Origin of the sequence: Thalassococcus lentus (assembly GCF_028023555.1) — a bacterium.
GTDB lineage: Bacteria > Pseudomonadota > Alphaproteobacteria > Rhodobacterales > Rhodobacteraceae > Thalassococcus_A > Thalassococcus_A lentus.
Genome location: NZ_JAQIOY010000002.1, coordinates 237,387 through 260,358 on the forward strand (window position 1 = coordinate 237,387; position 22,972 = coordinate 260,358).

The following is a 22,972-nucleotide window of genomic DNA, read 5'->3' on the forward strand; positions in this document are numbered from 1 at the left end:
GCATGAGTCTCGTCAACGCCGCAGACAGTCTGGAAAAACAAAACCAAAAGCTTCAGATCATCGCCGAAGCGCTGATGAACCGTGTTGAATACGGAACCGAGCAGTCGGGCGCGGCCTATGCTCAGTTCGAACGAGCGGCGCTTCTGGAAAAACGGGTGCGCGCCCGCACGCTCGAACTGGAACGCACGCTGGATCTTTTGCATGAATCCAACGCGCAGCTGGCCCGTGCGAACGACGAAACAGAAGCGGCCCGCCGAAATCTGGCTGATGCCATCGAAACCGTGTCCGAAGGCTTTGCGCTGTTTGATCCAAGCGATGTTCTGGTCATGTGCAATTCGCGGTTTTGCCGGGATTTTCGGGATACCGCTGAAAACCTGACACCCGGCTTGCCGTTTGTTGAATACGTCAAGAAAATCAGCCTTTCCCAGTACCTGGCCTTGCCACAAGGCATGACCGCAGACCGTTGGGCCGCGCGCCGTTTGCGGCGCCATCAGGACAGGCGCGTGATGTTCAATGTACAACTGACGCATGACCGTTGGCTTCAGGTTTCCGAGCACCGCACAGCCAACGGCGGAACCGTGGTTTTGCAAACCGATGTGACGGATCTGGTTCGGCTGGAGCGTCAGGAACGGGATAAGCTGAAGGACAAGCAGACACGGATGATCCGCGCAACACTGGATCACCTCAATCAGGGGGTTTGTGTCTTTGACGAAAGTGCCCGTTTGCTTGGCTGGAATGACAAATTGGGAACACTGCTTGGGGTTCCTGCGCGGCGGCTGCATCTTGGGGCATCGTTCTTCACGCTGGTCGAACAGCTGGACGAGGACATGGCCTTTACCCGTGGCATAGATCGGGCCGGTTTTGCCAAGTGGGCCCGAACAGACGGGCCGCGCGATCCGATTAGTTTCGAGGTGCGGCGCGGCGGCAGCGAGACCTTGCAGATCTTTGGCCGCAGTATGCCAGATCGTGGGTTTGTCATTTCTGTCACGGATGTTTCTGCGGAACGCGAAGCGGCGCAGAAGCTCTTTGAATTGAATGAAATTCTGGAACAGCGGGTGATGGAGCGGACGCTGGAGCTTGAGGATGCGCTCAGCGCTGCAGAGCGCGCGAACGCATCCAAGTCACGCTTTGTTGCGGCCGCAAGCCATGATCTCTTGCAGCCTGTTTCCGCTGCCAAACTCTATATTGCGTCGCTTGCGGATCGTTGTACCACCAGCGAGGAAACCTCGATCCTCACCAAGGCGGAATCAGCGCTGTCCGGAGCCGAGCAGATCATCGAAGCCTTGCTTGATATTTCCAAGCTGGACGGTGACGGTCTGAGCTTTGACGTGCGGGCGGTTCCTCTGCGCGATGTGCTGCGCCCCCTGCGTGACGAGATGGAAGTGCTGGCCGCGAACAAAGGGCTGAGGCTAGATTTTGTTGAAAGCGGGCTGATGGTCGAAAGTGACCCGGCCTACCTGCGCCGGATTGTCCAGAACCTGTTGGCAAACGCGATCCGCTACACCGACAGTGGCCGGGTCTTGCTGGGCGTGCGTCGCAATGGTGGATCAGCCCGTATCGAAGTCTGGGACACCGGGCCGGGAATCGCCGAGGACGATCAAAGCTCCATCTTCGAAGAATTTCGCCGTCTGGATACTTCTGCCAGTGACAATGATGGTTTGGGTCTGGGGTTGGCTATCGTCGAACGCGCCTGCGCGCGTCTGGGTCACCCACTTGGGCTATGGTCGCAGCCGGGACATGGCAGTTGCTTCATGGTGAATGTGCCCATTGCAGGGTTGGCAGGACCCAGTCGCGATGTCAGCCGCCGCACGCCAAAACCCATTGGCGTGGCTCAGGCCGGTATGATCGCCTTGTTGGTGGAAAATGACCCCCAGATGAGACGGGCAGTTTCGATCCTCATGGAGAGTTGGGGGGTCAATGTGATCGAGGCCGAGGATGCCGCTTCGGCACATGAATTGCTGGAAGACCTGCAAATCAATCCCGATGCCTTGGTTCTGGATTATCAACTTGGCCCGGGACCGTCCGGTGTCGATCTCTACAAGAGCATTTGCGAGATGGCGGGCCCCCTCCCCTGTGCCATCATCTCTGCGGATCGGTCTGCTGATTTACGCGCGACCTGCAAGGCTTTGGCGGTTGAGTTCATGCAAAAGCCGCTTGATCGCCAAAAGCTGGGTCAGTTCCTGAATTTGGTCGCGCATCAAATGCAGTAGTGCCGTAGGCGTCTATTCAGGCGTCCTGATGTACGGTCAGATAATCGGCGGCGCGGGCGCGGATTTCTTCAGGCCAGCCGCGCGGCTGGATCACACCGATATCCGACAGAACCAAAGTCAGCATCATATCGACCCGGCGTTCGCCGCCGCAGGTCGCCGCCAACATGACATCCATACTGGTACGACCGATGGCAGACACCTGAAGGCGCCAGACCAGATGATCGCCCAGCCGCGACGCGGCCGGGAACTCTGCTTCGCAACGAGCAATCGGCGCACCAAGGTCTTCGCCGCCCTGCATTCGGGCAAAAGACCAGTCGAGTGCTTCATCGAACCACCGTTCGATGACCTCATGGGCCATTTCGCTGTATCTGGGGAAATGAACGATACCTGTGGCATCGCAATGCTGGCTTAACACCTGAAGGTGCGTCTTGTAGGAATTCATCGTCGTCTTTTTGTTCGTCCTGTCGCTCCAATCGGTTAACACAAAGTCGGCTTTCGGAAAACAAATTTCCAAAACCGGTGCCCGCATGCATCCGAAACCTGATGCGGTTCGCACACGGGCGCCGGTGGCGACTACTTCATCGCGCGGCATCTGCCCTTGGGTGCGGGCAGCCCCAAACGCTGTGGATTCACGATCAGGATCCAACGCTCGGGATAGCCCGGTGCCTTGGTCAAGCGGTAACTGCAGCCTTGCGGTGTGGTCATGTATTTGTCGCTTCTCGGCGTAACGGTTCCCTGCGTGCTGACAAACGGCGTCATGGTTTGCGCCACTAGTGGCATGGCCTGGGCGGATTGAGTTGGGTTTGTGGGGCTGCTCAATCCGAAAACGGCAAGGGCAGCAAAAGTTGCAAGGCTCACGGGTTGTCTCCATTCTGTTTGGCTGTATCGCAAAATGCGACAGACAAGCAGACTATGCCGCCCTGCCGAAACAACAGGCTGTCCCAAGGTGGGCAAAACCGTGACCCTTGGTGCAGATTTTAGAAAACTTGTCGCGGCTACCGCGCGATGACGATATCGGCGCGCAGCCCACCTAGGTTTTCGCTTGCGCCCAGCCGAAGCACCCCGCCATGCGCACGCGCAACGTCGGCCGCAATGGCCAGCCCGAGGCCCACGCCGGATCCCTTGTCCTGATTGCGGGCGGGGTCGAGCCGCACAAACGGGCGCAAGGCGGTTTCCCGGTCCTCGCTTGGAATGCCCGGGCCGTCATCTTCAACCCTGATGCGCAGCGATTTGTCAGTCAACGTCACGTGGACTTCGCAATTGGTACCATAGCGCACGGCATTGCCGATCAGGTTTTCCACCGCCCGTCTGAGCGCGGCCTCTCGCAGAGCGACAGTACCCTCGCCCGTGGCCTCGACAAGCGAGACGGATTGCCCGCCCCGAATGCAATTGTCGACGATGTCATCCACCATCGCGATCGGATCCACCGGCTCGGCTGGGCCGGTTTCGGCATCACCACGAGCGAAATCCAGAAAGGCGTCAATCAGCCCCTGCATGTCTTCCACATCCCGCTCGAGCGGTTTGCGATCCTCGTCATCCAGCAGCGACAAACCCAACCGCAGGCGGGTCAATGGCGTGCGCAGATCGTGGCTTACGCCGGACAGCATCATGGTGCGCTGTTCGATCTGCCTCTCGATCCGGGCGCGCATGTCCAGAAAGGCGTGACCAGCCGCGCGCACCTCGACCGCCCCGGAGGGATTGTAGGGAACCGTGCGCCCCCGGCCAAAAGCCTCGGCGGCACCGGCCAGTCGTGTGATTGGCCGCAATTGGTTGCGCAGATATAAAAAGGCGATCAGTGTCATAAGCAGACCGAACACCACCATGTTGACCAGCAACTGGTGCGGGTTGGACGCCGAGACCCTGCCCCGCGAAACCTGCACTTCATAGAGCTGTCCGTCACGCCGCACGAACAACCGGACCAGATCGTCATTGGGCAGCAAAATCCGCTCTAACCCGCGCAACCGTGTCTCGAATGATTGCGTCACAACGATTCCGGTAAAGTCGTACCACCGGCGGGTGTTGGACTGGGGCAACGCGGTCTCTGGTATTGCTTCTATCCCGATATCAAGCGCCCGCGCGGTGCGATCCTGTGCGTCCCCACTGTCCAGCACCACCGAAACCGCTCGCGCGGTTTCGCGCGACAATTGCTGCGTAACGCCATCAAAGTGCCGTTGAATAAAGACAACGGACACGACCAGTTGTAGCGTGACCACGGGTAGGATCAGAATCAACGCGGCCCGACCGTATAGGCCGCGCGGCATGTAGCGTTTGAGCCAGTCGAAATTCATGACACCGAACCTATCGCGACCATTGGCCATGCGCCACCAGCAAAGAGAGACCAATGCAGGACCCGCAACCAGATTTCCGCCCGCAGACGGGCGTGCCAGAAGAACTTTCACCCGGTCTGCGCAGAATTCTGGCCCCCAACCCCTCGCCCATGACGTACCGCGGCACCAACAGTTACGTGCTGGGCCATGAAAACCTGGCCGTGATCGACCCCGGACCGCTGGACATGGATCATCTGGACGCGCTTTTGGCGGCGGTGGGCCCGGGACAGAGCATCAGTCATATCCTTGTCACCCACGCCCATATCGACCACAGCCCCTTGGCGCGCCCATTGGCTGAAAAGACTGGCGCGCCGATTATGGCCTTCGGAGCAGCGGACGCGGGGCGAAGTGTCTTGATGCAGAGGCTTGCCGCACAAGGCGCGCTGGAAGGCGGTGAAGGCGTGGATGATGCTTTTGCCCCGGATGTTTACCTGAGCGATGGGGACAGCATCGACGGCGGCAGCTGGCGCCTTGAGGTCATTCACACACCCGGACATATGGCTAACCACATCAGCTTTGCCTGGGGGGACGTTTTGTTTTCCGGTGATCTAGTCATGGGATGGGCCAGCTCGCTCGTGTCACCCCCCGATGGCGATCTGGGCGCGTTCATGCACTCACTGCGCAGGCTTCAGGGCCGGGACTGGGCTTGTTTTCATGCGGGCCACGGGGCGCCGGTACAAAACCCGTCGGACCGTCTTGCTGCGCTTCTGGCACACCGGCTGGGCCGCGAATCTTCAATCCTTGAGGCCTTGAGCGATGGCCCGGCTGACACAGCGTCGCTGGCTCAAACAATCTATGTGGACACACCCGCCGCGCTGCTGCCCGCTGCCGAACGTAACATACTGGCCCATCTCATTGATTTAACGGAAAGAAATCGTGTGAAGCCCATCGGTGCGTTGTCCGCGCGGGCCCAGTTTGGATGCCAGAGTGAGTAGTGCGGATTTTTTGTCGGATTTTGTGGCAAAATCCACTGGACGCGCTGAATCGAGATTGCTATATCGCCTCCACCGTTCCGGCGTAGCTCAGCGGTAGAGCAGTTGACTGTTAATCAATTGGTCGTAGGTTCGATCCCTACCGCCGGAGCCAAAAGTTTCAAGGGCCTAGCGAAATTCGCTGGGCCCTTTTCTTGTTTTTTCACAAGGCTTTGTGTGGCTGCGTTCATGAGACTGCGCACATAAAAAGAGGGTGCCACATGGGCACCCTCAGTCTCGCTGATCAGGCTCACTTTGGTTCACCGCCCGAGATTATTTGCCTGCGGCCTGATCCGCCCGGGACGCGCGCACGCGTCCCGTGACCGTGTTTCGTTTAGCTGCAGCCCGAGGTGCCGCCGCAGGTGTTGCACTTCATGCAGGTGCCGTTGCGCACCAGCGTGTAGTTGCCGCACTCGCCGCATGGATCACCCTCATAGCCCTGCATCTTGGCCTTGGTGCGTTCATCCATCGACATGCTGCCGCTGGCAACTGCCATGGATGATGTGGTTGTCGTTGCCGCTGCGACAGCCACGTCCACACCGGATGTCTCGGGCACCAGTGTGTTCAGTGCTGCAACCGGGTCTGTGCCAGTGGCCAGAGCCTGACCGCCCTGCAGAACAACCAGTTCCTGTGGCAGGCGCTTGCGCAGGTAGCCGGTGGAGCTGATCTGCTTGAGCACTTCGAGCGACTTGGAAGCGGCTGTCTCGGACAGTTCCTTGACGTTGCTAACGCCCTCTTCTTCTCCGCGGCCCAGATCGTCGAAGGATGCGCCCTCTGGTTTGACGTGTGCCAGATCGGTGCGGTCCAGATAGGACACGGCCAGTTCGCGGAAGATATAGTCGAGGATCGAGGTCGCGTTCTTGATGCTGTCGTTGCCCTGCACCATGCCCGCGGGCTCAAACTTGGTGAAGGTAAAGGCATCGACGAACTCTTCGAGTGGCACGCCGTACTGAAGACCAACCGACACGGCGATGGCGAAGTTGTTCATCATCGCGCGGAAACCGGCGCCTTCCTTGTGCATGTCGATGAAGATCTCGCCAAGGCTGCCGTCTTCGTATTCGCCGGTCCGCAGGTATACCTTGTGACCACCCACGATTGCCTTTTGGGTGTAACCCTTGCGGCGTTCGGGCATCTTGGAGCGCGCCTGCTGGCGTTCGATTTCCTTGACGACGATCTTTTCGACAATTTTCTCGGCCAGAACGGCAGCCTTTTCAGGCTGTGAGCCGCTTTCCAGCACTTCCTGCGCTTCTTCATCGTCTTCCACCAGCGCGGCTGCCAGAGGCTGCGACAGCTTGGAGCCGTCACGGTACAGCGCGTTGGCTTTGACACCCAAGGAATGCGACAGCTCGTAAGCTTGCTGACAATCTTCGATGGTGGCGTCGTTTGCCATGTTGATGGTTTTGGAGATCGCACCCGAGATAAAGGACTGCGCTGCTGCCATCATGTAGATGTGGCTGTCAACGGACAGGAAGCGCTTGCCCTTCTTGCCGCATGGGTTGGCGCAGTCAAACACCTTGAGGTGCTCTTCCTTCAGATGCGGCGCACCTTCCAGTGTCATGGTTCCGCAGACGTGATCGTTGGCCGCGTCGATGTCCGCCTTGCTGAAACCGAGGTGGCGCAGCAGGTCGAATGTCGGATCGTTCAGCTTGGCTTCTGGAATGCCCAGGACCTCTTTGCAGAACTCTTCGCCCAGCGTCCACTGGTTGAAGACAAAGCGGATGTCAAAGGCCGAGGCCAGCGCGCCCTCGATCTTTTCGATCTGCGCAGGACCAAAACCGTGGCCGATCAGAGCAGTGTGGTTGATGCCCGGTGCGTTGCCCAACGTCTGATGGCCGACCGCATAGGAAATCATCTCTTCGATCTGGGCCGAGCCGTAGCCCAGTTTCTCCAGAGCGGCCGGAACCGACCGGTTGATGATCTTGAAGTAGCCGCCGCCGGCCAGCTTCTTGAACTTCACCAGCGCAAAGTCAGGCTCAATGCCGGTGGTGTCACAATCCATGACCAGCCCGATGGTACCGGTTGGGGCAATTACCGAAACCTGCGCGTTGCGATAGCCGTTCTTTTCGCCCAGACGCAGCGCTTCATCCCAGCTGGCCATGGCCAGATCCACAAGGGTCGGGTCCGGGCAACCGGCGTGATCCAGAGGCAGTGGCTTCACTGCGAGCTGCTCATAGCCTTCGGTGGCGCCGTAGGCCGCGTTGCGGTGGTTGCGGATGACACGCAGCATGTGATCGCTGTTGCGTGCATAGCCGCTGAATGCGCCCAGCTCGCCCGCGATTTCGGCCGATGTGGCATAGCTGACACCGGTCATGACGGCGGTCAGAGCGCCACAGAGTGCGCGGCCTTCGGTGCTGTCATAGCCAAAGCCCATGTTCATCAGCAGGCCGCCAATGTTGGCATAGCCAAGGCCCAGCGTCCGGAAGTCGTAGGATAGCTGCGCGATTTCCTTGGATGGGAACTGCGCCATGGTTACCGACACTTCCAATGTCAGGGTCCACAGACGTGTTGCGTGCACATAGCTCTCTGCGTCGAACTTGCCGTCCTTGAGGAAGGTCAACAGGTTCATCGAGGCAAGGTTACAGGCCGTATCGTCGAGGAACATGTACTCCGAGCACGGGTTCGAGCCGCGGATTTGTCCGTCTTCGGGGCAAGTATGCCATGCGTTCACTGTATCGTGGAACTGAATGCCCGGATCAGCGCAGGCCCATGCAGCGTGGCCGACGTTTTCCCACAGATCGCGCGCCTTGATGGTCTTGGCAACGCTGCCGTCCGTCCGGCGCAGTAGTTCCCAATCGGCGTCGTCCTTGACGGCCTTCAGGAAGTCATCGGTGACACGGATCGAGTTGTTCGAGTTCTGACCCGAAACCGATGCGTAGGCTTCGGAGTCCCAGTCGGTGTCGTATGTTGGGAACTCGATGCTGGCATAGCCCTGCCGTGCATAGTCGAGGACGCGCTTGATGTATGTTTCTGGGATCATCACGCCTTTGGCTGCGCGGATCGCTGCCTTGAGCGCCTCGTTCTTTTTGGGATCGTAGGCGTCTTCTTCGGTGCCGTCCCAGGTGCGGATGGCGGCGAAGATGCCGTTGAGCATCTTTTCATGCATCTTGGAGCCAGCCACGATGCTCGCGACTTTCTGCTCTTCGATCACTTTCCAGTTGATGAACTCTTCGATGTCCGGGTGATCGACATCACAGATCACCATCTTGGCCGCGCGGCGTGTTGTGCCGCCGGATTTGATTGCGCCCGCTGCACGGTCACCAATTTTAAGGAAGCCCATCAGGCCCGACGACTTGCCGCCACCGGACAGCGGCTCATCTGCGGCGCGCAGAGAGCTGAAGTTCGTGCCGGTGCCCGAACCGTACTTGAACAGGCGCGCTTCGCGCACCCAAAGGTCCATGATGCCGCCTTCCTGAACCAGATCGTCGGATACGGACTGGATGAAGCAAGCGTGCGGCTGCGGATGTTCGTAGGAGGATTTGGATTTGGTCAGCTTGCCGGTTTCGAAATCGACATAGTAGTGGCCCTGCCCCGGACCATCGATGCCATAGGCCCAATGCAAACCGGTGTTGAACCACTGCGGGCTGTTTGGCGCGGCCATCTGCGTCGCCAGCATAAACCGCATTTCATCATAGTACGTCTGTGCGTCTTCTTCGGTGGTGAAGTAACCACCCTTCCAACCCCAGTAGCACCAGGCGCCGGCCAGACGGTCAAAAACCTGCTTGGACGACGTCTCGCCGGAGCGTGGTGTGTCCTTGGAAACAGCTTCGGAACGCCAGAGGAATTCAGGGACGCCATCTTCGGGAACTCGGCGCAGCTCCGTCGGAACGCCAGCCTTGCGGAAGTACTTCTGGGCGATCACGTCAGACGCAACCTGGCTCCAGCTGCTGGGCACTTCCAGCTCATCCAGTTTGAAGACGGTGGTGCCATCCGGATTCCGAATCTCGGATGTCGTGGTGATGAAGGGAATCCCCTCGTATGCGTCCTGCCCTGCCTTGGTGAACTTTCTTTCGATTTTCATCCCTGCTGCCCCATTATTCAGCTGTCCCAATTTTCATTCGCACGCGCCCGCTTTCCGCGGCACGGCAGACAATAGTACTCTGCTCGGGCAACTCGTGTTTGCTCGATCCGATGCAGCAGTCTTCCATCCTGTAAAGGCGGTATTGTCCCCGTGCAGGCCCCCGGCGCTACTAAATGTAGTGCCATTTGACCCGGCTTGCACAAACTGACGGATTTGGAGGGGGTGGGTCAACGGCTTTTTTGAGCCTCACCCCATATATTTGGTGTTGACCATCCATCCGCATACCAGCGGATGTGTTTGCTGATTTGATTCCTACACAGAACGTTAACAAGCGATCTAAGGCGTTGGCCTTGAAAAAATGCCCACTACCCACAGAGTTATCCACAACTATTGAGAAAACAGGTGAAGCGTTTTTGCAGAAATGCAATTCACGGGCGCTGCCCGACGTTGGCCACTACATATAGCGTCGGCGCAACAGCCAAGCCCCTATAGGCAGTAAATCCGATTCGAATCGCGGCCTTAGACGGTTGATTGATTCTATGCCGGATCAGCGGCGTCCTGACGCTGGTTGGCGACAGAGGTTGACCAAGGTCATGCACAGCGTAACGATCCGCGTAAAAAAGCGGCATATATGTTGATTTTAGGAGAGAAACCCTGACCGAATGCGAAAAAGCATTCGGTCAGGTTTCGAAGTGGTCGGGGCGGCAGGATTCGAACCTACGACCCCCTGTACCCAAAACAGGTGCGCTACCAGACTGCGCCACGCCCCGACTGGGTGGGGGTTTAGCGTCACAAATCGCGCTTGAAAAGCGAAAAACCTAACTACAGGCCCAAACAGCGTTTTCTATTGCAGGATGTCGCAGTTGCGTGCCCTTTTTGATCCCCAAAAGAGCGGCCATTCCGCCATTTATTTCAAGAACATACTGAATCGGGCCCTCCCCGGGCAGCGGTGTGAGGTCTCCGGGAATCGCATTGGCCTGAACGTTCTGAACGACGCCCTCTTCGTCAGCAAAAATGATGTCGAGGGGAATCAGGGTGTTCTTCATCCAGAACGAAACCTCGCGGGGGCTGTCGTAGACAAACAGCATTCCTGCGCTTGCGGCCATCTTTTCGACGAACATCAAGCCTTGGTTTCGTTCTTCGGCGGAATCGGCGATCGAAATCGTGAAACGGGCCTGACCGAAGTCGCCACGCAGATGTACCGTGTCATCACGACACGCCGGATCAGCCACGGCATCCGTTTTACACGCCATCAAAGCCATCGTGGCGGCAAGCACCGTTGCCGCCAGTTTGCTGGGCTTTATTCCTTGTTGTCCTGAAGTGCGGCTTCCCATGCGTTGACCTCCATAGCCATGCGACCGCGCTTGCCATCGATCACCCGGATGGCCAACGCCTCACCGAGTTGCAGATCCGCAAGACCGGAGCGGCGCAACACTTCTATATGGATAAACACATCTTCGGGTTTGCCAAACACATTCGCAAAGCCAAAACCCTTGCCTTTGTCGAACCACTTGACCCGCGCAGGTTCCAACACCGCGGCAGCCATCTCTTCGGGATCAATGTCCTGAAAATCGGCAAGTGGCGCAGAGTCGGATCCGACCGGTGGTTCAATGCTGTGTACTTCGACAGCTTGCACGCCCCGTTCAGTGCGCTGAACCGATATTTCGATCCCCGCACCATCCGCAACTGAACTTTGTCCAAAGTTACGAAGAACGTTGGCATGGAGCAAAATGTCCGGCCCACCTTCATCGGCGATCACAAAGCCAAATCCTTTGGCTGGATCGAACCATTTAACTTTACCAACAAGGCGCTCGGCGCCCCCACTATCTTGTCTCACGAGTGTTTCCTCGAGTCATGTCGCAAATCCCCATTAACCGTGTCACACGCACAGCCTCGAGAATGCAAGCGAAAGAGAGTAAGAAATTGCGGATCAATTGTGTTCGCCTTGCGTCAACTTCATGGATTTAGGCGGATAATTGACCATTGATCGGAAACAGTCTGCCTGCGCCAACGGAATCTGTCATGCAACCTAAAGGCTCCATCGGCCCAGAACTCTATTTCCAGCGGTTTAATCCGGTAGCCGCCCCAGAAAGGCGGGCGTTCCGGATTGGTGCCTTTTTGGGCTGTGACGCGAGCCACTTCTGCCATCAAGGCGCTTCGTGAAGACAGGGGTCGGCTTTGCTCGGACGCCCAAGCGCCAAGCCGACTTTTGAGCGACCGCGAAGCATAGTATTCGTCTGCCAGCGGCCCGTCTTCTTTCTCAACAAGCCCACGGACTCGGATCTGCCGGCGCAGGCTTTTCCAGTGCAGCACAAACGCGGCCTTTCCGGCCGCGTCGATTTCCTGCGCTTTGGATGAGTTGTAATTCGTGTAGAACACGAAGGCGTCGTGTTCGATGTCCTTCAATAGGACCATCCGTGCATTGGGCATGCCGTTCTTGTCGACGGTCGAAAGTGCAATGGCATTTGGATCGTTCAACTCTGAAGGCTGAGCCTCGGCCAGCCACTCATTTGCGATCACAAACGGATCATCGCCTGCAAATATGCCGGTTCGATCTGTCACGGTATCTCCTGCATTCGCCTTTTTGGTGTGCTCTTTGAGATTGAGTTTAGTCTGGTGTCAACCAATTGCCAGACCTTGATGCGCCCCATCGGATCGCCTACACGTCGAAAAACGCAGATTATCTGGGCGGAGTAGCGAACATGTCTAACAATCTTATGGCCGGAAAACGCGGTCTCATTATGGGTCTGGCGAACGACAAATCCATCGCTTGGGGCATCGCTAAAACCTGTGCCGAGGCCGGTGCGGAACTGGCATTTTCCTATCAGGGCGACGCCTTGAAAAAGCGTGTTGGACCGCTCGCGGAACAGCTGGGAAGCGACATTGTTCTGCCCTGTGATGTGAGTGACAGCGACAGCATTGACGCCCTGTTTGAGGCACTCGGAGAGCGGTGGGACAACCTCGATTTTGTCGTGCACGCGATTGGTTTTTCGGACAAGAACGAGTTGCGCGGCCGCTATGTCGACACGTCCAAAGACAACTTTACAATGACCATGGATATTTCGGTCTATAGCTTTACAGCCGTTGTGCAACGTGCTGAAAAGATGATGAAAAATGGTGGTAGCGCTCTGACGCTGACATACTACGGCGCCGAACGCATCATGCCGCATTACAACGTTATGGGCGTTGCGAAGGCTGCGCTTGAAGCCTCGGTGCGCTACCTCGCCGAAGACCTCGGCAAAGACGGAATTCGCGTGAACGCGATCAGCGCGGGTCCGATCAAAACTCTGGCCGCGTCGGGTATCGGTGACTTCCGCTACATCATGAAATGGAACGAATACAATTCGCCCCTGCGCCGCAACGTGACGATCGAAGATGTGGGTAAATCTGCGCTCTATCTTTTGTCCGATCTTGGGAGCGGCGTGACCGGGGAAACGCACCACGTTGATGCGGGTTATCATGTGGTCGGCATGAAGGCCGTGGACGCCCCGGACATTACAAAAAGCTAAAACCGGTTTTGCGAAAAGGTAGCGCTATGGAGTGGACACATTTGCTCGCTTTCAATCTCGCGCTGCTGGCCGCCATGGCCGCGCCGGGCCCTGCCCTGCTTTTTGCGCTGCGCCAATCAATCGCTGGGGGATTCGCAACCGGTCTTGCGACCGGCATAGGTTTGGCGCTGATGGCCGCGATCTGGACCGCGGCTGCCCTGCTGGGGCTTGAAATCGTCTTTGCTCTGTTCCCGCTGGCTTTTACGTTGATGAAGCTGGCCGGTGCGGCCTATCTGCTTTGGATCGCCTATCAGCTCTGGCGCGACGCTCGCCAACCAGTGGCAGACAATGCCCAACCGGGTGCGCGGGCTTTTTGGGGTGGGTTCCTGGTCAATCTGGGCAATCCAAAGTCGATGCTGTTTGCGGCCTCGGTTCTGGTGGTCATTTTCCCACCGGATCTGACGCTCTCGGCAAAAGCTGCCATCGTACTTAACCATTTTGCGGTCGAGGTTATGATCTACGGGCTGTTTGCAGCATTGCTGTCCAGTGGCCCGGCACGCGCAGGATATCTGCGGGCGAAACCGGTAATCGATCGCATAGCGGCGGCTGTTCTTGGGCTGCTGGGGCTGCGGTTGTTGTTCGGGCGATAGCGGCGGTACGTGGCTCTTTGGCTGCGCAGGCAGATTTGGGCGCATGATTGCACTTGGCCAAAAGGCCGGGCATACGATGAAGATGCCGAAGACTAAGGAAAGACGAGACCATGGATAACCGCCTGCCACACGAAAAAGGGTTTCATGTCAGCTGGGATCAGCTCCACCGCGATGCCCGCGCACTGGCGTGGCGTTTGCAGGGGCAAGGGCCGGGCGAAGCCGGGGCGTGGCGCGCCGTCGTCGCGATCACACGCGGTGGTATGGCACCGGCCATGATCGTGGCCCGCGAATTGGATATTCGCACCGTCGATACAATCAGCGTGAAGTCGTATCATTCAAGCGGCGGCAAGGCCGATGAACGCCGCGAAGCCGAGGTTCTGAAATCCCCGGATGCCGCGCTGATGGGAGAAGGCGAAGGCATTCTGATCATCGACGATCTGGTGGACAGCGGTAAAACGCTAGAATTGGTCCGCAGCCTTTATCCCAAAGCGCATGTGGCTACTGTATACGCCAAGCCCAAAGGCAGACCGCAGGTGGAAACCTTTATCACCGAAGTCAGCCAGGACACCTGGATCTTTTTCCCGTGGGATATGGCGCTGCAATACGTCAAACCCTATCGCGGCGACGACTGAGCCGATCCGGTGATTTCGCGCACGCAGTCGACCTTTGCCCCTCCGGTGCCAGAAGCGCAGCGGTGGCTGCAGGGCGTCACATTTACCGAAGACCGCCCACTGATCAATGTCAGTCAGGCCGCCCCGGTAGATCCGCCTGCACCACAGTTGCGCGCCGCCATGGCCGCAATGATGGAAGAGCCGGATACCCATTTGTATGGACCTGTGCTTGGCCTGCCGGAATTGCGCACGGCGCTGGCCGATGAATGGAGCATGCACTACGGCGGCTCGGTTGGCCCGGAACATGTGGCCATCACCGCAGGGTGCAACCAGGCTTTCGCGGCGGTGATTTCGGCGATCTGTTCGCAAGATGACGAAGTGCTCCTGCCGTTGCCGTGGTACTTTAATCACAAGATGTGGCTGGATATGGCCGGGGTGCGTGCCGTGCCCTTGGCCACCGGTCCTGATTTGTTGCCCGATCCGGCCGTTGCAAGGCAGCTGATCACGCCCAAAACCAAGGCGATCGCATTGGTCAGCCCGAACAATCCCGGCGGCGTGGAATATCCCGCCGCGGTTTTGGCGGGCTTGTTTGATCTGGCACGGGAAACCGGGCTGAAGCTGATCGTCGACGAAACCTACCGCGACTTTGACAGTCGCCCTGCTCCGCCGCATCAGCTTTTGCAGGCAGGCAATTGGGATGAAACACTCATTCAGCTTTACAGCTTTTCCAAAGCCTACCGTCTGACCGGGCACAGGGTTGGCGCGATCATAGCGGCCAAGGACCTGCTGGAAGAAGTTGAGAAGTTTCAGGACACCGTCGCGATTTGTGCGCCGCTTTTGGGACAGAAGGCAGCGCTTTGGGGACTGACCAATCTGGCCGACTGGCTCGCGCAGGAACGCGCTGAAATTCTCGACAGACGCGCCGCTATTGAGGACAATATGCCGGTTCTCGAAAAACAGGGCTGGCGTCTACTGGGGCTTGGCGCCTATTTCGCCTATCTCGAACATCCCTTTGCCGAGGATGCGCATGCTCTTGGTCCCAAGCTGGTGCAGGAGGCTGCAGTTCTCATGTTGCCGGGGACCATGTTTGTCCCGGCTGGCGACACGAGCGGCGCGCGCCAGTTCCGGATGGCCTTTGCCAATGTGGACCGCGCAGGGATCGAAGTGCTCTTTGACCGTTTGGCATCGCTGAATTGGCCCCGAAGGGCCTAGGAACAGCAACGCCCCCTTGCGGGCACCCTGCCCCCGGCGTAGACATGCCCGAGGCTCTGTTTTACGTGATGTGAGGACGCAAATGGCCAAGGCAAAAGGCTCTGTTTCCAAGACGATTGTCTGGATCATTCTGGCACTTCTGATCGTGGGCCTGATGGGCTTTGGAACGACCAGTTTCTCGGGACGTGTCACCAATATCGGCACGGTCGGCACATCAGCCATCAGCGCCAGTTCTTATTCACGTGCATTGCAGAACGAAATCAATGCCTTGCAGGCGCAGGCAGGACAGCAGATCAGCTTTCAGCAAGCTCAGGCACTGGGTCTGGATCAACGTGTGCTGGCGCAAATGGTGGTTTCCGCGGCGCTTGAGCACGAGGCCGACGCCATGACTCTTTCCATAGGCGACGAACGTTTGGCGCAGGAATTGCAGTCGATCCCGGCTTTCCGTGGCTCTGACGGTGCCTTCAACCGCGATGCCTATGCCTTTACGCTGCGCAACGCTGGTCTGAGCGAGGCGGAATTCGAGGCAGACCTGCGTGATGAGAGTGCGTCAACCGTTCTTCAGGGCGCGGTTCTCGCAGGCACGACATTGCCTGACACCTATATCAATACGCTTGTATCTTTTGCTGGCGAACGCCGTGATTTCACTTGGGCCCGTCTGGGTCCCGAAGCTTTGATTACGGGGATCGACGAACCATCCGAGGCTGAGCTGACAGAATGGTACGAAGCCAATATCCCGGCCTTTACCCTGCCCGAAACCAAGGTCATCACCTACGCGGCGCTGACGCCCGAAATGATCCTCGATACTGTTGAGGTTGACGAAGCGTCCCTGCGCGAGGCCTATGCCGAACAGGAAGCCCAGTACAACCAACCGGAACGCCGTCTTGTCGAACGCCTTGTGTTTGCGGATGAGGCCGAGGCAATGGCTGCCAAAACGCGTTTGGAATCCGGCGAAGCGACGTTTGAAGAACTGGTCGAAGAACGTGGGCTGGCTTTGGAAGACACGGATATGGGCGATGTGTCCCTGTCCGATCTGGGTGCGGCGGGTGATCTGGTGTTTGCGGCCGAGACGGGCGCAATCGCTGGACCGGCTCCGACAGACCTCGGGCCTGCCCTGTTCCGGATCAATGCCGTACTTGCGGCACAGCAAACCAGCTTTGAGGATGCTCAAGAGGATCTGCGGGTCCAGCTTGCGCTCGATCGGGCGCGCCGTGTGATCGAAACACAGGCGCAGGGGTTCGACGATGAACTGGCTGCGGGCGCCACCTTGGAAGAGCTGGCAGACACCACGGATATGCAGCTGGGAACGATCAACTGGACGGGCGAAAACGCCGAAGACATGGCGGCCTACGAAGAGTTCCGCGCCGCCGCAACAGCCGTGTCCGAGGGAGATTTCCCACAAATCGAAAACTTGGGCGATGGTGGCATCTTTGCTCTGCGCCTCGACGAAATCCGTGCACCTGCACCGCAGCCATTCGAAGACGTGGCAGACGCGGTTCGTGCAGGTTGGGAGCTTGAAGCGCGCACCGAAGCCTTGGTGCAGGACGCCGAGATTTTGCGGTCCAAGCTGGCCGAGGGTGGCACCTTTGAAGGCTCGAACCTGGCACCAACCGTGGAAACCGGGCTGACCCGCAATGCCTTTGCCAATGGTCTGCCACAGAATGTGCTGATCGAAGTCTTTGCTCAATCTGTTGGTGACGTATCGGTTGTACCGGGCGAAGGCGCAGCTTTGATTGTCCGGCTGGATGCAATCACGCCGGTTGATCTGGAAAGCGAAGAAAGTCAGGCACTTGCGCAGGCCTTCGGCGATCGGGCGGCGGCGGATGTTGCGCAGGATCTGTTCCGCGCCTTGGCGACGGACATTCAAACCCGCGCCGGTGTTGAGATCGATCAGCAAGCGATCAACGCTGTTCATGTGAACTTCCAGTAAGGCCAATTCGACATGTCCGGACTGACACCCAGCTATGACGATTTCGCCCGCGCCTATGATGCGGGACAAAACCAGATCGTCTATGCGCGCCTCGCGGCGGATTTGGATACACCTGTTTCACTGATGCTCAAACTGACGGGCGCGGCGAAAGATGCCTTTGTGCTGGAATCGGTGACGGGCGGGGAAATCCGCGGCCGTTATTCGATCATCGGTATGAAACCGGATGTCATCTGGCAGTGTCATGGAAAACAGAGCAGGATCAACCGGCAGGCCCGTTTCGACCCGGACGCGTTCGAAGATCAGAGCGACGATCCGCTGACAGCTTTGCGCGCCCTGCTGGCCGAAAGTCGGATTGATTTACCCGATGACCTGCCCCAAGCCGCAGCGGGACTGTTTGGTTATCTGGGATACGACATGATCCGTTTGGTCGAGCATTTGCCAAATGTGAATCCCGATCCCATGGGTTTGCCTGATGCTACTCTAATCCGCCCTTCGGTCGTCGCGGTTTTGGATGGCGCCAAAGGCGAAGTCACGGTGGTATCCCCCGCTTGGGCCGAGGATGGCCTGACAGCACGCGCTGCTTATGCGCAGGCCGCCGAACGGGTGATGGATGCCGTCCGTGATCTGGAACGCGCCCTGCCACAGGCCACGCGGGATCTGGGCGAAGCGGCTGATCTGGGTGAGCCGGTATCCAATTTTTCGCACGCGGGATATCTGGAAGCCGTTGAAAAAGCGAAAGAATACATTCGAGCGGGCGACATCTTTCAGGTTGTTCCGGCGCAGCGGTGGACGCAGGACTTTCCACTGCCGCCCTTCGCGCTTTACCGTTCGCTGCGCCGCACCAATCCGTCGCCGTTCATGTTCTATTTCAACTTTGGCGGCTTTCAGGTCATTGGCGCGTCGCCCGAAATTCTGGTGCGCGTATTCGGGGACGAAGTCACGATCCGACCGATCGCAGGCACCCGGCCGCGCGGTGCCACACCGGACGAAGACAAGGCTCTGGAAGAAGATCTGCTGGCCGACAAAAAGGAGTTGGCAGAGCACCTGATGCTACTGGACCTGGGCCGTAATGACACCGGGCGGGTGTCAAAGATCGGCACGGTGCGCCCGACCGAGCAATTCATCATCGAGCGCTATAGCCACGTGATGCATATCGTGTCCAATGTGGTTGGCGAGCTGTCCGACGATCATGATGCTCTGTCCGCATTGCTGGCTGGCCTACCTGCGGGCACGGTTTCTGGAGCGCCAAAGGTCCGCGCCATGGAAATCATCGATGAGCTTGAGCCGGAAAAACGCGGCGTCTACGGCGGCGGCGTTGGCTATTTCAGCGCCGGTGGCGACATGGATATGTGTATCGCGTTGCGCACTGCCATTGTGAAAGACCAAAAACTGTACATTCAGGCCGGCGGTGGCGTTGTCTATGACAGCGATCCCGAGTCCGAGTTTCAGGAAACGGTCCACAAATCCAATGCGATCCGTCGCGCGGCCGCCGATGCAGCCCGTTTCACCGGGAATGGTAACGGCTGATCCAAGCCTGCCAATGCATGCTGGGTTGCTTTAGCCTGCGGCGTCCAGACGGATTCGTTCGATCATCGCCCGCAAACCGTTAGAGCGCTGCGCCGACAGATGTTCGTGCAGACCAAGACGGCCCAATTCCGCGCGAGCATCGACACCTGCGACATCTGCAATGGGCAGTCCGTCGTAAAGACGATGCAACAAAGCGATCAGGCCTTTGACGATCATCGCATCGCTGTCTCCCTGAAAATGAAACCGGCCCGCATCGACGCTGGTATGCAGCCAGACCTGACTGGCGCAGCCTTCGACCTTGGTTGCGGGCACTTTCAGGGCTTCGGGCATCGGATCGAGCGCTTTGCCCATCTCAATGACCATGCGATAGCGGTCTTCCCAATCCTCGAGAAACTCGAAGTCCTCGATTACGTCTTCAAAAGCTGTCTGCGCCATTAGAAACACTCCGGGATCGACACTTCGGGGTCAGTTATTCCGACAACCGGCAAAGGTCCAGCCCTTCGCGCTTTTCAAAGCCGAGGTGATGCGGTAATTCTTTGGTATTCAACAGGGGCAGTGACATGGTCAGACCGTTTATCATCTTGGTTCTTTCGGCATCTATTCTGGCCAGTTGTGCAACTGTACGCGACTCGCGGTTGAACCCGATGAACTGGTTCGGTCGCAGCGTGTCGGAGCCTGTTGCCACCGATAATACAGAGTTGAACCCGCTGATCCCGCGCGGCCGGCGCACACTATTCAGTGCCGAGCAGCCTTCGGCCTATCAGGGACGCAACATTGGTGAAGTGAACGAGCTGTTGGTGGAACGTCGCCCGGGCGGTGCAATCGTACGCGCAACCGGTACCGCAGATCGTCAGGGGCCGTTTGATGTTCGTTTGGTCAAAGTTGACGATCAAAGCGACGCGACGACGCTTACCTATGCATTCAAAGCCTTGCAGCAACGCGGGCCACAGGGTCGTGAGCAATCCCGCACAGTGACCGTTGCCATCTGGCTGACGGACAACGATCTCAATGGCATCAACACCATTCGCGTGCTTGGCGACCGGAACGTGCGCAGCGTCCGGCGTTGATTGCCGATCTGCGTTTGCGAAAACTGTTTTAGTTCAGCGCCTTAAAGCTCGATCAGTTTGATCGATTTGCCTTTCGCTGTCAGAGCAACTTGGCCATCACACAGCCGCAGAGCATCCGCGCCAAACACTTCGTGACGCCACCCCTGCAAGGCAGGCACATCGCGCAGACCCGCGGCAATTGCATCGAGGTCCGCTGAAGGCGCGATCAGTTTGGATGCGACGCCCGAGCTTTCTGTCTTGGCCTTCAGCAAAACCCGCAACAAATCTGCAAGCGCCGGGTTCACCTGAAGTTTCTCACGACTGGTGTCGGGCTTTGGAAGGTCTTCCTGTGGGCAATTTACGCCCGCCCTCACTGCGGCCAGAATACCTTCGGCGATATCGCCTTTGCGTGCCTCGCGCAGCAACAACCGGGACCGGCCCAGATCTTGCATGTTTTGCGGTTTGGTCGAGGCCAGCTCGACCAATGCATCGTCCTTGAACACCCGGTTGCGCGGGATGTTCCGGCTTTGGGCATAGTCTTCGCGAAATGCAGCCAAGGCACGCACGATCGCCAGAAACTTAGGGCTCGAAGAACGGGTCTTGATCCGCTTCCAGGCGTCTTGCGGTACGGTGACATAGGTGCCCGGATCGGTCAGAACGCCCAACTCTTCTGAAACCCAGCGATGACGCCCGCTCTCCTGAAGTTTGCCGTTCAGGAATTCATAGATCTGCCGCAGGTGCGTGACATCGGCCAGCGCATATTTTTTTTGCGCATCGGTCAGCGGACGGCGCGACCAATCGGTAAAACGTGAGCTTTTGTCCAACTGCTGTTTGGCAATGCGTTTGACCAGCGTTTCATACCCGACCTGTTCGCCGAATCCGCAGACCATTGCGGCAACCTGTGTATCAAACAGCGGACGCGGGATGACATTGTATTCAATCGCAAAAATTTCGAGATCCTGCCGCGCCGCGTGGAACACTTTGACAATGCTGTCGTCGCGGAACAGTTCCATAAGAGGTTCCAGCGAGATCCCGTCAACCAGTGGATCCAACAGCACTGCGTCCTTGTCGTCCTTGCCGGGCAAAGCCAGCTGAACCAGACAGAGCTTACTGTAGTAGGTGCGTTCACGCAGAAACTCGGTGTCGACCGTCACATAAGGCTGGCCTTTGGCGCGTTCGCAGAAGTCGGCCAGATCCTCGGTTGTCGTGATTGTTTTCATGGGCGTCTTGTTCGCTTGTTCCGGTCGGTTCGTTTTTCACCCCTAGGTGGATCATAGAAGCAAAGCCATAAAAAGGGAAATCGTCCTCTAACCAAGAGTAATAGGCGTACGGTCCCCGGCCGCAAAGCGTTTCAGAACGGCCGGATATAGGGCATGTTCTTGCTTGAGAACCCGCGCAGCCAGCTGTTCGGGGCTGTCGCCTTCGTGAATCGGCACCCGGGCCTGACCCAGAATAGGCCCGTCATCCAATTCAGCCGTCACCTCGTGAACTGTGCAGCCGGCCTCGTTGTCACCGGCTTCGATGGCCCGCGCATGGGTGTTCAGGCCGCGATATTTCGGCAGCAAGGATGGATGGATATTCAACATTTGGCCCTGCCAAGGCGTCACAAAGCCTGCGGTCAGCACGCGCATAAATCCGGCCAGACAAATGATATCGGCCCCATGCGGCGCGATTGCAGCTGCGAGCGCGTTTTCAAAGGCGGGTCTGTCACCCTTATATGGTCGGTGATCCACCACTGCCGTCGGGATGCCGCGCGCGCGCGCTTTGGCCAAACCGCCAGCCTCTGCATTGTTCGATAGCACCAGACACGGACGCGCCGGATGATCGCCAGTCATGCTGTCTACCAGCGTGACCATGTTGGACCCGCCGCCCGAAATCAGGATCGCAACGCGTTTCATCGCCACCCTGTTGCCTCAGTCGCCAAAATAGGACACGCCGTCCCCTTTGACGATCGTGCCAAGATCAAAAACGGTCTCGCCCATGCCGCTTAGCAGCGTCTTCAGCGCCTCGGCCTGACTGGCCTCTACCGACAGAACCATGCCGATCCCACAATTGAACGTCTTGAGCATTTCAGACCGATCAATTCCGCCGACCTCTTGCATCCATGTGAAGATGGCTGGCAATTCCCATGCGCCTAGATCGACTTTTGCGCCCAATCCTTCGGGCAAAACCCGTGGCAGGTTTTCGGTCAGCCCGCCGCCTGTGATATGCGCCGCAGCATGCAACCCGCCGGCCTTCATGGCTTCGAGAACAGGCTTCACATAAAGACGGGTCGGCGTCAGAAGCGCCGCGCCCAGCGTGCCTTCGGCCCAAGGGCAATCCGCATCCCATCCCAGACCAGACAGTTCGACCAGTTTGCGCACCAGCGAATAGCCGTTGGAATGAACGCCATTGGACGCAAGCCCCAGCAACACATCGCCTTCGATCACTCCGTCAGGCAGAGCGGTGCCGCGTTCCATGGCACCTACAGAAAAGCCTGCCAGATCAAAGTCACCCGCCGGATACATGCCCGGCATTTCAGCGGTTTCACCGCCAATCAGTGCACAGCCGGACTGCGCACAGCCCTCTGCAATGCCCTCGATGACACGTGCCGCGGTGTCCGTGTCCAGTTTACCGGTGGCAAAGTAATCCAGAAAGAACAGCGGCTCGGCACCCTGACAGACCAGATCGTTGACGCACATGGCGACCAGATCAATGCCAACCCCGTCCACATGCCCGGTATCGATGGCAATCCGAAGTTTGGTTCCAACGCCATCCGTCGCTGCAACGAGGACCGGATCATTGTAGCCTGCAGCCTTGAGATCAAAGAGCCCGCCAAAGCCGCCCAGCCCAGCCATGACCCCTGCCCGGTTTGTCCGCTTTGCCGCCGGTTTGATCCGTTCAACCAAGGCATTGCCCGCGTCGATATCCACGCCCGCCTGCGCGTAGGTAAGACCGTTGTTTTCCGTGGACATGGCGCTCTCCTTTGCTTTGCAGCGCGCT

The 22,972-nt window shown here is 58.1% G+C and carries 20 protein-coding genes and 2 tRNA genes; 10 read left to right on the forward strand and 12 right to left on the reverse strand.

Features of this window, described 5'->3' with window-relative positions:
* The first annotated feature begins 2 nt into the window (after positions 1-2).
* Positions 3-2,210: a PAS domain-containing hybrid sensor histidine kinase/response regulator gene (locus tag PFY00_RS06260; protein WP_271431683.1), complete on the forward strand. Its 2,208-nt coding sequence runs from the start codon at positions 3-5 to the stop codon at positions 2,208-2,210.
* A gap of 16 nt (positions 2,211-2,226) precedes the next feature.
* Here PFY00_RS06260 and PFY00_RS06265 read toward each other — a convergent pair whose 3' ends face one another.
* The 3 genes from PFY00_RS06265 to PFY00_RS06275 form a co-directional block, all read right to left on the reverse strand.
* Complete coding sequence (locus PFY00_RS06265) at positions 2,227-2,652, reverse strand: acyl-CoA thioesterase (protein WP_271431684.1); 426 nt, start codon at positions 2,650-2,652, stop codon at positions 2,227-2,229.
* A 131-nt stretch (positions 2,653-2,783) separates the two neighbouring features.
* The gene (locus tag PFY00_RS06270) at positions 2,784-3,068 is read right to left on the reverse strand and encodes a hypothetical protein (protein WP_271431685.1); all 285 of its coding nucleotides are present in this window, start codon (positions 3,066-3,068) and stop codon (positions 2,784-2,786) included.
* A 137-nt stretch (positions 3,069-3,205) separates the two neighbouring features.
* Positions 3,206-4,498, reverse strand: a complete 1,293-nt coding sequence (locus PFY00_RS06275) for an ATP-binding protein (protein ID WP_271432209.1) — start codon at positions 4,496-4,498, stop codon at positions 3,206-3,208.
* A gap of 53 nt (positions 4,499-4,551) precedes the next feature.
* On the opposite strand from PFY00_RS06275, the gene PFY00_RS06280 reads away from it, so the two are divergent.
* On the forward strand, positions 4,552-5,472 hold the full coding sequence (locus tag PFY00_RS06280; protein ID WP_271431686.1) for an MBL fold metallo-hydrolase: 921 nt from the start codon (positions 4,552-4,554) through the stop codon (positions 5,470-5,472).
* Positions 5,473-5,548: 76 nt separating this feature from the next.
* Positions 5,549-5,623, forward strand: a tRNA-Asn gene (locus PFY00_RS06285).
* 219 nt (positions 5,624-5,842) lie between these two features.
* On the opposite strand, the gene PFY00_RS06290 is transcribed toward PFY00_RS06285, so the two are convergent.
* From PFY00_RS06290 to pdxH, 5 genes are all read right to left on the reverse strand, one after another.
* Positions 5,843-9,526: a vitamin B12-dependent ribonucleotide reductase gene (locus PFY00_RS06290; protein WP_271431687.1), complete on the reverse strand. Its 3,684-nt coding sequence runs from the start codon at positions 9,524-9,526 to the stop codon at positions 5,843-5,845.
* A 693-nt stretch (positions 9,527-10,219) separates the two neighbouring features.
* Positions 10,220-10,296, reverse strand: a tRNA-Pro gene (locus tag PFY00_RS06295).
* 48 nt (positions 10,297-10,344) lie between these two features.
* Positions 10,345-10,860, reverse strand: a complete 516-nt coding sequence (locus tag PFY00_RS06300; RefSeq protein WP_408648445.1) for a DUF192 domain-containing protein — start codon at positions 10,858-10,860, stop codon at positions 10,345-10,347.
* Positions 10,827-11,363: a cold-shock protein gene (locus PFY00_RS06305; RefSeq protein WP_271431688.1), complete on the reverse strand. Its 537-nt coding sequence runs from the start codon at positions 11,361-11,363 to the stop codon at positions 10,827-10,829. Before PFY00_RS06305 ends, PFY00_RS06300 begins: the two co-directional genes overlap by 34 nt.
* 119 nt (positions 11,364-11,482) lie before the next feature.
* Positions 11,483-12,088, reverse strand: a complete 606-nt coding sequence (gene pdxH / locus PFY00_RS06310; protein WP_271431689.1) for a pyridoxamine 5'-phosphate oxidase — start codon at positions 12,086-12,088, stop codon at positions 11,483-11,485.
* 140 nt (positions 12,089-12,228) lie between these two features.
* Between pdxH and fabI the strand changes: the two genes are divergently transcribed.
* The 6 genes from fabI to trpE all read left to right on the forward strand — a co-directional run bounded on the left by fabI (position 12,229) and on the right by trpE (position 18,944).
* Entirely contained in the window at positions 12,229-13,035 is an 807-nt protein-coding gene (gene fabI / locus PFY00_RS06315) for an enoyl-ACP reductase FabI (protein WP_271431690.1), read from the forward strand.
* Between the two features lie 26 nt (positions 13,036-13,061).
* Complete coding sequence (locus tag PFY00_RS06320; RefSeq protein WP_271431691.1) at positions 13,062-13,664, forward strand: LysE family translocator; 603 nt, start codon at positions 13,062-13,064, stop codon at positions 13,662-13,664.
* Between the two features lie 110 nt (positions 13,665-13,774).
* Positions 13,775-14,296, forward strand: coding sequence for a xanthine phosphoribosyltransferase (gene gpt, locus PFY00_RS06325; protein WP_271431692.1), 522 nt, complete (start codon positions 13,775-13,777; stop codon positions 14,294-14,296).
* A 9-nt stretch (positions 14,297-14,305) separates the two neighbouring features.
* The gene (locus PFY00_RS06330; protein WP_271431693.1) at positions 14,306-15,487 is read left to right on the forward strand and encodes an aminotransferase; all 1,182 of its coding nucleotides are present in this window, start codon (positions 14,306-14,308) and stop codon (positions 15,485-15,487) included.
* An 82-nt stretch (positions 15,488-15,569) separates the two neighbouring features.
* Entirely contained in the window at positions 15,570-17,417 is a 1,848-nt protein-coding gene (locus PFY00_RS06335) for a SurA N-terminal domain-containing protein (RefSeq protein ID WP_271431694.1), read from the forward strand.
* A 12-nt stretch (positions 17,418-17,429) separates the two neighbouring features.
* Positions 17,430-18,944 carry an anthranilate synthase component I gene (trpE, locus tag PFY00_RS06340; protein ID WP_271431695.1) on the forward strand — a complete coding sequence of 505 codons (1,515 nt, stop codon included), beginning with the start codon at positions 17,430-17,432 and terminating at the stop codon, positions 18,942-18,944.
* 30 nt (positions 18,945-18,974) lie between these two features.
* Here trpE and PFY00_RS06345 read toward each other — a convergent pair whose 3' ends face one another.
* Entirely contained in the window at positions 18,975-19,379 is a 405-nt protein-coding gene (locus tag PFY00_RS06345; RefSeq protein WP_271431696.1) for a SufE family protein, read from the reverse strand.
* Between the two features lie 125 nt (positions 19,380-19,504).
* On the opposite strand from PFY00_RS06345, the gene PFY00_RS06350 reads away from it, so the two are divergent.
* Entirely contained in the window at positions 19,505-20,011 is a 507-nt protein-coding gene (locus PFY00_RS06350) for a hypothetical protein (RefSeq protein WP_271431697.1), read from the forward strand.
* Positions 20,012-20,052: 41 nt separating this feature from the next.
* On the opposite strand, the gene rnd is transcribed toward PFY00_RS06350, so the two are convergent.
* The 3 genes from rnd to purM form a co-directional block, all read right to left on the reverse strand.
* The gene (gene rnd / locus PFY00_RS06355) at positions 20,053-21,210 is read right to left on the reverse strand and encodes a ribonuclease D (RefSeq protein ID WP_271431698.1); all 1,158 of its coding nucleotides are present in this window, start codon (positions 21,208-21,210) and stop codon (positions 20,053-20,055) included.
* A gap of 87 nt (positions 21,211-21,297) precedes the next feature.
* Positions 21,298-21,888: a phosphoribosylglycinamide formyltransferase gene (purN, locus tag PFY00_RS06360; protein WP_271431699.1), complete on the reverse strand. Its 591-nt coding sequence runs from the start codon at positions 21,886-21,888 to the stop codon at positions 21,298-21,300.
* Between the two features lie 15 nt (positions 21,889-21,903).
* A complete protein-coding gene (gene purM, locus PFY00_RS06365) occupies positions 21,904-22,944 on the reverse strand; it encodes a phosphoribosylformylglycinamidine cyclo-ligase (RefSeq protein WP_271431700.1) in 1,041 nt (346 codons plus the stop codon).
* Positions 22,945-22,972 lie beyond the last annotated feature (28 nt).